Origin of the sequence: uncultured Paraglaciecola sp., assembly GCF_963977085.1 — a bacterium.
Lineage (GTDB): Bacteria > Pseudomonadota > Gammaproteobacteria > Enterobacterales > Alteromonadaceae > Paraglaciecola.
Genome location: NZ_CAXBNC010000013.1, coordinates 100,769 through 113,969, shown reverse-complemented (window position 1 = coordinate 113,969; position 13,201 = coordinate 100,769). Strand labels below are relative to the sequence as shown.

10 protein-coding genes are annotated in these 13,201 nt (G+C 40.7%); all 10 read right to left on the bottom strand.

What is annotated here, in order from left to right:
- Positions 1 to 13: 13 nt before the first annotated feature.
- The gene (locus AAC000_RS15275) at positions 14 to 1,252 is read right to left on the bottom strand and encodes an ABC transporter permease (RefSeq protein ID WP_339723763.1); all 1,239 of its coding nucleotides are present in this window, start codon (positions 1,250 to 1,252) and stop codon (positions 14 to 16) included.
- A 31-nt stretch (positions 1,253 to 1,283) separates the two neighbouring features.
- Positions 1,284 to 2,027: an ABC transporter ATP-binding protein gene (locus AAC000_RS15270; RefSeq protein WP_339723761.1), complete on the bottom strand. Its 744-nt coding sequence runs from the start codon at positions 2,025 to 2,027 to the stop codon at positions 1,284 to 1,286.
- A gap of 1 nt (position 2,028) precedes the next feature.
- The gene (locus tag AAC000_RS15265; protein ID WP_339723759.1) at positions 2,029 to 3,249 is read right to left on the bottom strand and encodes an efflux RND transporter periplasmic adaptor subunit; all 1,221 of its coding nucleotides are present in this window, start codon (positions 3,247 to 3,249) and stop codon (positions 2,029 to 2,031) included.
- A 406-nt stretch (positions 3,250 to 3,655) separates the two neighbouring features.
- Positions 3,656 to 4,045 (bottom strand): MAPEG family protein, encoded by a 390-nt coding sequence (locus AAC000_RS15260; RefSeq protein ID WP_339723757.1) that lies wholly within the window; start codon positions 4,043 to 4,045, stop codon positions 3,656 to 3,658.
- Between the two features lie 80 nt (positions 4,046 to 4,125).
- On the bottom strand, positions 4,126 to 4,770 hold the full coding sequence (gene adk / locus AAC000_RS15255) for an adenylate kinase (RefSeq protein ID WP_339723755.1): 645 nt from the start codon (positions 4,768 to 4,770) through the stop codon (positions 4,126 to 4,128).
- 190 nt (positions 4,771 to 4,960) lie between these two features.
- Positions 4,961 to 6,901 (bottom strand): molecular chaperone HtpG, encoded by a 1,941-nt coding sequence (gene htpG, locus AAC000_RS15250; RefSeq protein WP_339723753.1) that lies wholly within the window; start codon positions 6,899 to 6,901, stop codon positions 4,961 to 4,963.
- Positions 6,902 to 7,386: 485 nt separating this feature from the next.
- Complete coding sequence (locus tag AAC000_RS15245) at positions 7,387 to 9,342, bottom strand: DNA topoisomerase III (protein ID WP_339723751.1); 1,956 nt, start codon at positions 9,340 to 9,342, stop codon at positions 7,387 to 7,389.
- A 195-nt stretch (positions 9,343 to 9,537) separates the two neighbouring features.
- Positions 9,538 to 9,795, bottom strand: coding sequence for a DUF3081 domain-containing protein (locus AAC000_RS15240; RefSeq protein WP_339723750.1), 258 nt, complete (start codon positions 9,793 to 9,795; stop codon positions 9,538 to 9,540).
- 492 nt (positions 9,796 to 10,287) lie between these two features.
- Positions 10,288 to 12,279, bottom strand: a complete 1,992-nt coding sequence (locus AAC000_RS15235) for a metallophosphoesterase (RefSeq protein WP_339723749.1) — start codon at positions 12,277 to 12,279, stop codon at positions 10,288 to 10,290.
- 284 nt (positions 12,280 to 12,563) lie between these two features.
- Positions 12,564 to 13,166 carry a recombination mediator RecR gene (gene recR, locus AAC000_RS15230; RefSeq protein ID WP_339723748.1) on the bottom strand — a complete coding sequence of 201 codons (603 nt, stop codon included), beginning with the start codon at positions 13,164 to 13,166 and terminating at the stop codon, positions 12,564 to 12,566.
- Positions 13,167 to 13,201: the final 35 nt, after the last annotated feature.

The following is a 13,201-nucleotide window of genomic DNA, read 5'->3' as shown; positions in this document are numbered from 1 at the left end:
TTATTGACTCCGGCTATTCATATCTAAGGGCCTCTATAGGGTCGAGATTTGCACCTCTATAGGCTGGAACAAACCCTGAAACTATCCCCACAAACATCGAAATAACCAAGGCAGCAATAATAATGGCTGGCGATAAACTAGCAGGTAAAAAAGCTTGATTGATCACTTCAGTAATAGCTGCCGCTATAGACAAACCAAGGATCCCAGCAAATAAACAAATCAATAATGCTTCAAATAAAAACTGCATGAGTATGTTCCGTCGTCTCGCACCTATAGCTTTACGAATGCCAATTTCTTTGGTGCGTTCTGTAACTGAAACAAACATGATATTCATCACCCCCACGCCACCAACAAATAACGAAATACTGGTTATACCTAACCCTGCAGCTACCACAACGCCCATAATTGAATTGTAAGCATCTAATAAGGTTCCCAATTTATTAATCGCAAAATCATCTTCTTCTATGGGTTTTAACCCCCTAATTTTGCGCATCTCACCAATAACTTGGTATTCAAAGTCTTCCATGGCATCGGGAGATGGGGCTTTAATAGCAATATCTACATTGGCTCTGCCGCCACTGTTACCAAACACTTTGTTGTAGGTGGTAATAGGAATAAATACTTGGCGATCAAAATTTGGTCCACCAAAAATACTCCCTCCCTGTTCTTCCATCACACCTATTATTTTAAATTTATAACGCCCAACCTTTATGTCTTGCCCTATGGGATCGAATTTTTCAAATAACCCCGTTGCGATTTCAGAACCAATCACCACAACTTGTTTTTTATAAGCCACATCAAAAGGCATCAAGAATCGGCCAGTTTCTGGCAACATATTTGACACTATGGTTTGTTTATCTGTGGTGCCTATTACCCTGGCATTATCAATGACTTTGTTTTGATTCTTTAGTGACTGGTTTTGACCCATGCTGGGATTCACCACTCCTTGGCCTTGCAACCTCTGCTGAAGTCTTTCACTTGCCTCTAAAGTAATAGGTGGGCGATTTCTAAATCTAAACCATGGACCGTTTTGCACCCAAGGACGTTGTGACACATAAATCACATCAGAACCAACAGATGCGAAAGACTCACGGAAGGATATTTGTAGGCCGTTTGCTGCTGTCATAGTAACTATCACCGCCACTATACCAATAATAATCCCGAGCGCAGTCAACGCGCCTCTGGCCTTATTCACAGTTAGCGCGTTTAAAGCAATCTTAAACGACTCGCTTATTTCTAAACTCATTTTCATAATTTATCTCAATTCAATAGGCTGAATAGGATCAAATATCGTGAACTTCTTCCTCCGCACGAAAGCGTTTAGCTATTTGTTGTTTATCACTTTCTAGCAGGCCATCTTTTAATCGAATAACTCTTTGGGCATGCTCAGCAATGTCATCCTCATGGGTGACTAACACTATGGTATTGCCTTTTTCATGGAGCTGATTAAGTAAAGCCATGATGTCGTTACCCGTTTCGCTGTCTAAATTTCCTGTAGGTTCGTCAGCCAAAATAATAGAGGGACCACAGACTAAGGCTCTAGCAATAGCAACACGTTGACGTTGGCCTCCAGATAATTCATTCGGCTTATGATCTTTGTGAGACATCAAACCAACAGATTCTATTGCTTTGTCGACGATTTTTCTGCGCTGTGATTTGCTCACGCCTTTATAAATAAGCGGCAACTCTACGTTACTGTATACACTCACTCTTGGCACCAAATTAAAGGTTTGAAAAACAAAACCTATTTTTTCGTTGCGTATTCCTGCGAGCTGATCTTCGGACATTTTCCCTACCGACTCACCTTCCAATAAATAAGTACCCGATGTGGGTACATCTAAGCAGCCAATCATATTCATCAAAGTAGATTTACCTGAACCTGAAGGACCCATGATAGCCACATATTCACCGGCATGAATGGTAAGAGAGACTCCTTTTAGCGCTTTAACTTGTTGTTCACCCATGAGGTAGGTCTTCGCCACGTTTTCAATTACAAGGGTCGCTAAGGACGTTACAGTGCTACTCATACTAGTTATCCCCTTTTTCCTTAATGCGCACCTGAGAATCATTCTCTAGTTCACGGGATATAGCGCGATAACTACCAGTCACAATATCTTGCTCCTCACTCACACCCTGTATAATTTCAATCAGTGCTTCACCCTGAATACCAGTGGTGACTTGTTTAGCCTCCACTTTATTGTTGTTCACTACAAAGACCACTTCAACAAATCCATCTTCACCCGGTGTATAGGTTTTCCCTGCAGATTTTAACTGCTCTGCTGTTCTAACTGTGACTGATTGCAAAGGCACACTTATGGCTTGTTCACGGGTATCAGTAACTATATCGGCACTAGCTGTCATACCTGGGCGTAATTGTTTAACATCTGACGTTATACTAATGGTGACTTCGAATTCAGTTTTCTGGTTGTTACTCCCCGATGGCTGATCTACAGCGCTACTGGCAATTTCTGTTACTTTCCCAAGAATCTTTTTACCTAATAATGCATCCACTTCAATCTCGGCTTCTTGACCCAATTGAATCGCCACAATGTCATTTTCGTCGACTTTGACTAAAGCTTCCATTTGATTCAAATTGGCGATGATCATGATCACATCTTCTTGGAATTGTGAACCAATGGCGATTTCACCCAATTCTTTATTTAACTTACTGATAGTCCCTGACATAGGGGCATAAATGGTCGTTTTGGATAACGCATCTTGTGATTGTTTGAGCATACCTTTAGCCTGTTCAACCGTATCTAAAGCAGACTCATAACGTGCCACTTCAACTTGGTAGGCTGCTTCTGCACTATCCAATACTGACTGAGAATCTAACTTTTTCTCTACCAACTCCTTAGCTCTATCGAGTACTCGCTTAGTTTGTTTCATGTTTTCATTCACTAACTTGGCTTGTGCTTGGGCAGAACGGACATTCGCTTCTTGGCTTTCTAGGCTGGCAATATACTGTTCACGATCTAATTCAACTAAGAATTGACCTTTTTCTACCCAATCGCCTTCTTTTACTTCTAATCTGGTGATCTTGGCACTGACATCTGCACTTATGTTGACTTTAGTTTTTGGCTGAATTTTTCCAGTGGCGTTAACTTTCTGAATAATGGTCGCTAATTCGACTTTAGCTACCTCTACTTCGATTCCTTGGTTTTCTTCTTTTTTTGTGAGTTGAAATACCACAACACCTGCAATAGCCAAAATAAAAATGGTAGTGACAATTTTTGTGCTTGTTTTCATTTCTAGTTTCCAATTTTAAGGGATCACGACTGGCTCAGTGGTCTTTCCATCTGAGTACTTGTTTTAAATTAGCTTAATAAAGAAACAGAGATAACTGAAATTTAGATACGTAAGTAAGCATGTACAAAAGTTAATAAATCTAAATATTGTTATGCCTAAATTGAAAATGTAGGGTGAGAAGAGGTGTATAAAAACGTTTTTTATAGAAAAACCTAGACTATTTTTTAGCCACTCAAAGGTTGGCAAGCCCCTGCTGGTATGGGAAAAAATCCACGAATAAAAAAATAAACAGGCCAACCTAAGAAGGATGACCTAGCAATACAAAATAGAGTTTACAAAATTAAATCGATATGTAACTTGTTACAATTAATTAGAGGGAAGACTCTCTAATTCACAATCCAGTCAGTTATTTATACAACACCAGAATATTTAATACACTCAAACCTAACAGCGAAGCAAAAGTTAATAACATGCCAGCGACTCTCTGCCAGCTTGAGCCGGAGTGGCGACGTAATCCAAAAGCATGTATGAAACGCCCAGATAACAAGGCGGTGCCTGCGAGATGCAAAAATATAGGATTTGCAGAATTGACTTCAGCCACAAAAAGTAAAATAAGCACTATAGGTGTGTATTCACTAAAATTACCATGGGCTCTGATCACTTGCTGAAAATGGTGATCCCCGCCATCACCTAATGATATTTTTTTAGAAAACCGCCCCTTAACAACCAAAACCGAAAAATAAAAAAATAAGATACCCAGTAATCCTGCATAAAATGCGGTAATAGGAGTGTGCATAAATCCTCTCTTCGAAAATAATAAAATCCACAAAAAAGCCCACTAAAAGTGGGCTTCAATCATACATAAATCAAATTGTATTAACTCAATAATGTTTCTAATTGAGTAGCAACAACTGCAACAGCTTGAGTACCATCAATTTTGTGATAAGCACATTCACCAGTAGCTGCTAACTGAGTATAGTAGCTGACAAGTGGCTTAGTTTGCTCATGATAAATACCAAGACGTTTACGTACAGTTTGTTCTTGATCGTCTGGGCGGATAACTAATTCTTCGCCTGTCTCATCATCTTTTCCTTCAACCTTAGGAGGGTTGTAGCGTAAATGATAAACCCGACCAGAACCAGGATGTACTCTGCGACCGCTCATCCTTTCAACAATAACTTCGTCGCCCACATCAAATTCAATAACATGATCAATTTTGATACCTGCGTCTTTCATTGCATCAGCTTGAGGAATCGTGCGAGGAAAACCGTCTAGAAGAAAACCTTTTGCACAATCAGCTTGGCCAATTCGTTCTTTCACCAAACCAATAATCAATTCGTCTGAAACTAATTTACCTTCATCCATTACGCGCTTTGCAGCTATACCAAGCTCCGTACCGGCTTTAATTGCTGCACGTAACATGTCTCCGGTCGATATTTGTGGGATACCAAACTTACCCATTAAAAATTGGGCTTGGGTACCCTTACCTGCACCAGGAGCACCAAGAAGAATAATGCGCATGCTGTGTCCTCTGAATAATAAATTGAGTTAAAAAAGTAAAGCCGCAACTTTACACATTCAACTTTAATCTTACAAGAATATTAAGCCCTGCATATGCGACAAAGGTCTTAATACCCTCTCTTTTATCAAGTTAAAACAAAAACGGGCATCTAAGCCCGTTTTTAGTTAACAAACTTATGTTGATTACCGCTTATTTTGCCAAGTTCGCTAGTAGCTTGTTTAAATTCTGCACAAAGCTTGCTGGGTCTTTTAAACTGCCTTGTTCAGATAACGCCGCTTGGTCAAATAACACACCTGTCCATTGTGCAAACTGCTCTTCATCTTGGACATCAGCTAATAACTTAACAAGTTGATGTTCAGGATTCAGTTCAAAGTGATACTGAGCTTCAGGCACAGGTTGTCCTGCAGCTTGCATCAGTTTAATCATCTGAGTTGTCATGCCCTGTTCGTCAGCCACAATACAAGCAGGAGAATCAGTTAAACGATGCGTGAATTTCACATCTTTTACTTTGTCACCCAAAGCAGCTTTCACGCGTTCAGCTAAACCTTCAACTTGTTTTTCTGCTTCTTCCAGGGCTTTCTTGCTCTCTTCGTCATCTAAGTCACCTAAGTCCAATGCACCATGAGTAATAGATTGGAAAGATTTTTCATCAAAATCAGTTAAGTGAGACATCAACCACTCATCTACGCGATCTGCCATTAGTAACACTTCGATACCTTTCTTACGGAAGATCTCTAGATGCGGGCTAGACTTTGCAGCCTTATAATTATCAGCAGTAATGTAGTAAATTTTGTCTTGTTTTTCTTGCATACGACTAATGTAATCAGCAAGAGAAACAGTTTGTGCTTCTGAATCAGAATGGGTTGATGCAAAACGCAACAAACCAGCCACTTTTTCTTTATTGGCGTGATCTTCAGCTGGCCCTTCTTTTAATGCATTACCAAACTCAGTCCAAAATGCCTGATATTTTTCGGCATCATTTTTGGCGATTTTTTCAAGCATTTGTAATACGCGTTTAGTACAACCTTGGCGCATAGCTTGAGTGATTTTGTTGTCTTGTAAAATTTCACGAGACACATTCAGCGGCAAATCATTTGAGTCCAGCAATCCTTTTACAAAACGTAGGTATGTGGGCAACATTTGTTCTGCGTCATCCATAATGAATACGCGTTGCACGTAAAGCTTAAGACCGTGTTTATGGTCACGGTTCCACATATCAAAAGGGGCTTTACTTGGAATATATAATAAACTGGTGTATTCAGTTTTACCTTCAACTTTATTGTGAGACCAAGTCAATGGATCACTAAAGTCGTGAGAAATGTGTTTATAAAATTCTTTATATTCCTCTTCGCTCACATCAGACTTATCACGGGTCCAAAGAGCAGTTGCTTTATTCACCGCTTCCCAAAATGCAGGTACAGCTGGGATCTTCTCGCCTTCTTCGCCATCAGGCCCTTTAGGTCCTTCACGCTCAGGCTCTTCCGCTTTGAACATTTTTACTGGAATACTGATGTGGTCAGAATATTTACTCACAATTGAACGTAAACGCCAATCATCCAAAAATTCTTTCTCTTCTTCTTTTAAATGCAGGGTAATTTCTGTTCCGCGATCTGCTTTTTCAATATCGGCGATAGTAAACTCACCTTCACCTGCAGATTGCCACTGAACACCTTGTGACTTGTCATCACCCGCTGCACGTGTGCGTACAGTGACGTTATCAGCAACGATGAACGCTGAATAAAAGCCCACACCAAATTGACCAATAAGTTGCGAGTCTTTCGCTTCGTCACCAGACAACTTACCAAAAAATTCTTTGGTACCAGACTTAGCGATAGTACCAAGATGTTCGATTACATCAGTCTTATTCATACCAATGCCGTTGTCGGCGATGGTTATAGTGCCAGCGTCTTTGTCGATACTGAGTTTAACGTGTAAATCGCCATCGCCTTCATATAGGCTGTCATTAGACAGCGCTTTAAAGCGCAATTTATCTGCAGCATCAGCCGCATTGGATACTAATTCACGTAAGAAAATTTCTTTGTTCGAGTAAAGCGAATGGATCATCAGTTGAAGTAATTGTTTTACTTCCGTTTGAAATCCATGAGTTTCTTGATGGGCTGCTTCAGCCATAGCCAAGTATCTCCTAAGTTGTGGTTGCTAAAATGACGAATAGGAGATGAGGTCGGTTGGATTGTTTTCAAGGATAATTCAACAATTTGTTTTTATTTATTTGAAAACAAACTTGGCTCATTTACGCACAGCCATCAAAACCGAATCCCATTTACATGTGAGGTCATATGCCTATTGCGAAAAAGTTATGGAATATCTAACCCATTGAAACGTTAAAACCAAAAGACCTAAAAGCAGAGTTATCCCAAGCCGTACATGACAGCCTTCTGCATTATCAAGAAGTGTCTTAGGTAATCAGATGTGCCAAGAGAACTGAGTGTTCAGTCCTAAAGAAAAAAAGCCCAAGCATATTGTCAATTCATTGAGTAGCGATAGCTGATGCCAGAAAGGCCATGTTAGCTACAGCAACAACATCCGATATGTATTAGCCTGAGGAACTCTTTAGCGTCACCACTATTATCTTTAGCTTTACAAATAATATTGCATTAACTTGGCTGTTTTTTAGCAGTAAACTTACGTTTTCCAGCACCTGCACGTTTTTTACGAAAATTTTTCTTACCTAATCCAGACAAACCTTGAGGTAATACGCTGAGACTTTGGGCCACCAAATCTTTCAGTTGTGCTTCCAGTGGACCCATTAATTTAATGTACTGACTTTTCCCTTCACTGATTGCCGATAACTCAGCTTCCCAGCGAGCGGTCATGTCAGGATAAGTCGCCACATCTGGCAGTGCTGAAATTAAGCTCCGACCGGTCTCAGTGGAGGTGATAGTTTTACCTGAACGAGACAAAAAACCTCGGGAAAAAAGTAACTCAATAATCCCTGCACGAGTGGCCTCTGTACCCAAGCCGTCGGTTTCACGAAGAATTTTCCTTAGTTGCGGATCGCTTACATGGCTACTTATACCCGTCATAGCAGCTAATAAGCTTGCATCTGTGTAGGCCTTAGGTGGCGAAGTGCGTTTTTCTAACACTTCTGCTTGAAGTGATTTAAGTGCCTGCCCTTTTTCTAAGTGAGGTAACAACTGCTGCTCTTCACCTTTATCATCTTGATTATTAGTTTTTTGTGGCCGCACAAAAATGCACTTCCAACCTTCTGTAATTAACTCTTTTGCCGCTGCGACAAATAAACCAGAGGCAATCTCGACCTCAACCCGTACCCCATAAAATTCATGGTGAGCTAAAAATTGCGCCACATAATTTCTGCATATCAAGCCATACACTTTGGCATCGTTACCAGTCAAACTATGGTTAACTTTTTGGGTAGGAATGATGCCATGATGGGCATCGACTTTTTTATCGTTCCACGCTTTTGATTGGCGGCATAAATCTACCTGAGCCTGACTTAACAACTTACCCTGCGGCCCTAAATGTTGACTATTAGCCATCACAGCCGCATGTACCTCTTTAGCCTGCACAAAGTGACTCATAGGTAAATATCGGCAATCTGAACGAGGGTAAGTGATTAATTTATGACGCTCATACAAAGCTTGGCAGATATCCAGCACTTGTTGGGCACTCATACCAAAGGCTTTACTGGCATCTATTTGCAAAGATGACAAATTATAGGGCAATGGCGGTGCTTGTTTTTTATGCTCACGTTTTAGGTTTTTAACTTGTGCTGGTTGTCCACTAACTCGCTTAGCGACATTTTGCGCCAACGCCTGAGACAAATTACGTCCTTGTTCATCTAGAAACTTGGCACATTGTTCACTAGGCTGCCACTTTGCTTTAAACCCCTGCCCTTGGTCGGTTTCTAAACTAGCCCACACTTCAAAAAACGCCTTACTCACAAACTCTGCAATGGCTTTATCACGGCGTACAACTAAGCCCAATAAAGGTGTCTGAACACGGCCAACCGACAACACCCCGTTATACCCTGCTTTTTGACCTTGCAAAGTATAAGCACGAGTTAAGTTGATCCCATACAACCAGTCAGCCCGAGATCGGGCCAAAGCGGAAGTAGACAATGGAATAAACTCTCGATTACTGCGTAAATTGCTCAGTGATTGTTTTACCGCAGAAGGATTTAAGTCACTGATTAAACAACGTTGAATGGTATTTTTTTTAGCCCCAGTGACACCCAAAAAATTTATCACCTCGTCAACCAACAACTGACCTTCACGATCGGGATCGCCCGCGTGCACCAACTGATCAGCTTGTTTAACTAACTTACGTAACACCGCCAATTGTTTTGCGGTTTGTTTTTTAACCCCTAGCTGCCATTGTTGTGGAATAATCGGCAGGTGTTCATGGCTCCATTTTTTAAAAGCGGGATCATAGGCCTCAGGTTGTTGTTGTTCGAGTAAATGACCGATGCACCAGCTCACAGTATCGCCATTGGCCGCGCTAATATACCCTTCACCCTTTTTATGTGGCTTGGGTAACACGTCGGCAATAGCACGTCCTAAACTGGGTTTTTCAGCAATAAAAAGGCGCATATAAGTTAATTTGCATGTTTTTTTATACAGTAGTGTATATTCGTATTTACAGCAAGAGAAATTGTAAGTCGCAAGCTTGGATTGCAGGGCTTTGAAAAACATAAATATAGGAGACAACTATTATCAAAGATGCCCTGCTGGGCATCATATTATGATTTAAGATGAGGCCAGCTGAATATGTATCTCTGGGACAGATCAGTAGTTTTGGTCAATTGCTGACATTTTTTTAATAAACTGCTCGAAGTGCTCTTCCTTTGCATACTCAAAATCATACTGGTTGTGAAAACCAAAACGTAACTTCACTAGCGCATCTTCGATAAACAAAGTGTAACCATCAAAATCAGTCAATGCCTGTAATCCACCTAAAATGTAGGTCTCTTGTTGTTTTTCGCCATGTTGGCGCATTTTTTCAAATACCGACAACACAAATTTACTGTCTATTTCATTTTTCATTGCGACTCTCTATGATTACCTTTATTAGTCATTCTAAGATAAAGTTTACTACGCATCTATTGACGTTTTAGTTGCCTATTATGCGACATAGATTAACTTTTTAATGTTAAAAAACACTGCCACCTTAGCGACTCATAGCATGCTTTTCAAATATCTCAGAAAGCCATTTAACAAACACTCGTGTTCTAGAGGAAAGATGTTTATTTTGTGGATACAGGGCGGAAACTGGCATGGGTGGCACGGGCGTGTCTGGTGGTACCTGAGTTGTATCTTATGGCGTTATTAAAGCAGACCTGAAACTAATTGCTGCTGAAAAACTTACTGCTTTTTGACTTTTTAAAAAGAACAAGTTCTGTCGCTAACGCTCTAATCAAAAATAGTTAGCAGTTCCAAATTTAATTAACAGTGGCAAACATAGCCACACTATCATGCGCTAACTCAAAAACAAGGAGTCGCTAGACTCCTTGCTTCATGAGATATAAACAATAGGAATTATCGTGCAATAAGTGCGAGTTTTGTATCTTGATTCAGTACTGCCCACCAGCGGTTTCCATAATTTGTATCTAAACCAACTAAGGGTTGATTCCCACAGCTGTCTGGTCGACTAGGAGTCTGCTGCAGCATGGTATCAGAGAAAGGTAATTCAACAATACACTCCACACTAGTGATCGCTTGCCAATTTCCATCAACCTCATAACCCAGATTAACTGTACTGGCATCTATACTAGCTACACCGGTAAATTGCACTGCGTAACTATCTGATAGGGCACTACTGAGATCCCACTGTTGTGTTGCTGTGGTAGGTAAATTAACAGCAGCCTTAGCCGTTCCGTCGGTTTGAGACGCAGCTAAACCTGTGACAGCAGTGATGTCTTTTCCACCACCATAGGCATTTTGATACATACCTGTTTGGTTCTGGGTACCACTGACGATTAAAATATCTGACTCGGTCTCGTTTGCGGCTAACCAACTTAAGGTGACATGTTCTTTGAGGTCAATAGTGGTTTCAGGAATAATTAATTCATTGGCTCCTTCATCAGGAATCGCTCGATATGGACTATTGAGATTAGGAGTCCAGTTCTCGTGATATACAAATAGCCATTGATAAGCAAGACGAGTGAGGTCCATCAAGGTTTCAGCGCGGCTAAATCCTGGGGTAAAGCTAAAATCTCTGGTGCGAGTATCAGTACGATTAAAGGTATCATTAGTCCCGCCCACCAAGCGCGCAAATGAGCCATCATCTCCATAACAGTCATTGGTTAAATAATGAGTCTGAAACACCATGACTGGACGTGTATCGTCTTTAATTGAGTTCGGATAAATCATAGTTTCACAGCGGTTTGTAGTGCGTGAAAACCTATCCATTAGTTTCCAGTCGGCGCTAAAGTCTTCACTCTCGTCATTACTTTTTGCTTTGTGCTCCGCATAATAAGCGGCGTAATCAACCTGCTCACCTTGGAAAGTCAAAATAGCGGAATTCACATCATAGTGATCAGAATTATTACCTTCACTGTAAGTGGCATTTTTTTGTGATACCAACATTTGTACAAGCTCTCGTTCGCCGTAACGATATTCGTAACCTTTATAGGAGGCATTACCGGACATAATTTGGGTATAGGCGCCCATTCGATAATTACCACCTGTAGGTGTAGAGCTAGAAGGCAGGGTTTCTAAGGTTTTTTTGGCTGTAATAAGTGAACGTTGATATTGATGTTCATGGCCTTGCACATAAATCACATCATAGTCTGAAAAAAACTGGCGGATTTTGGGTTGCACGTCATAAACCCAATCGTCATCTTTTGTACCATCTACAATTTGCTCTAGGGTTTGCCCATATTTGGCACCAACTAAGCCATCATGACTGGCGACAACTATGTGTTTAATGTCACTTTGAGCCAAAACTGTCTCTTTTATCCATTCAAACGCAACGGGTAAGTTGTAATAAGCCAAACCAAAAATAAGGACATTTTCGCGCACCACATAATAATTGATCCACTCATACCCCGGCATATGCACCGCATCTTCGGGGATATAGTTTTTCATGTTGTCTATCCACTCAACTGTATAGGCATAGCTGGTTTCGTGATTCCCCATAACAGGTAAAAACTCAATGCCTCGATCTTTATATTGCTTAGCAACAGAGGTCCATTCGGCAAATTCTTCGGTACTGCCGCCATCAGTTAAATCCCCTAACGCCAGCACCATATCAACACCTGCATTCTCTTGGTGGGTGAGCACATTTTTCATGGGATGTATTGCCACATGAGCCTGCCCTGTTGCATCACTACCTCCTTGGGTATCGGGTAATAAACCTATAGTAAACTTTGAAATAGGAGCAGGTGCTGCAACAGGTTCAGAGGGTGTTGTGACAACTGGCGTAGTGGCAGATTGATTAGAATCAGAGCCACAAGCAACGAAGGTGACTGCAAATATCATTGCAATAGTCCTTTGCACCATAGGGATATTTTTAATGGGGGTATTCATTGTGATAGTTAATCTCTGTTGGAGTAGAAAAGAACAACTATATAAGCAATTAACTATTACAAAATTCATCCACATTGATGAATAATTTATTAAATTTTATTGACAGAAAAAATACTTCACCAGAATGAATACCCCATCAGAGTTACTAATTTGGCCACAAGATAGTGGTGTGTATGAAAGTTTAAAAAGCGTAAATATTGAAATAAAACAGTATGGTTTAGATTAACTGCTCACTGAGTTGAACTGGCGCAAACCGTCCCTTAGATACAAGTTTAAATAAGTCGCTAAAGGAGATTCCTTCGCCCTGAAAACGCATGGGTCAAGGTATTACCATCAATAAATTCTAGTTCACCACCAACCGGCACACCGTGAGCGATGCGACTCGCTTGAATATTTTGTGTTTTACACATTTGCGCGATGTAATGTGCGGTTGCCTCACCTTCGACAGTGGGATTAGTCGCTAGTATCACTTCGTTAATATCGTCATTTTCGAATATCTGTGATAGTTGCTCCAGCCCTATATCCGCTGGACCAATACCGTCTATAGGTGACAAATGCCCCATCAATACAAAGTAACGGCCTTTAAATTCAGAGGTTTGTTCAATCGCCAACATATCTTGAGGCGATTCTACTACACATAATATTTGGTTTTCTTGCCGCTTAGGATTTGCGCAAATTTCACACAACTTATTTTCGCAAAAAGTACGACACTGTTCACAATGTTTAACGTGCTCCATGGCATTGTGTAATACATGGCTTAGCTGCAACGCCCCTTGACGATTGCGCTCTAAGAGATGAAACGCCATACGTTGAGCACTTTTAGGGCCAACACCAGGCAAGATCTTAAAAGCATCAATCAACTCTTTTATTAAGGGGCTAAACTGCATCCATCACCTACGGTTTTTGTTTATTACTTGTTCTA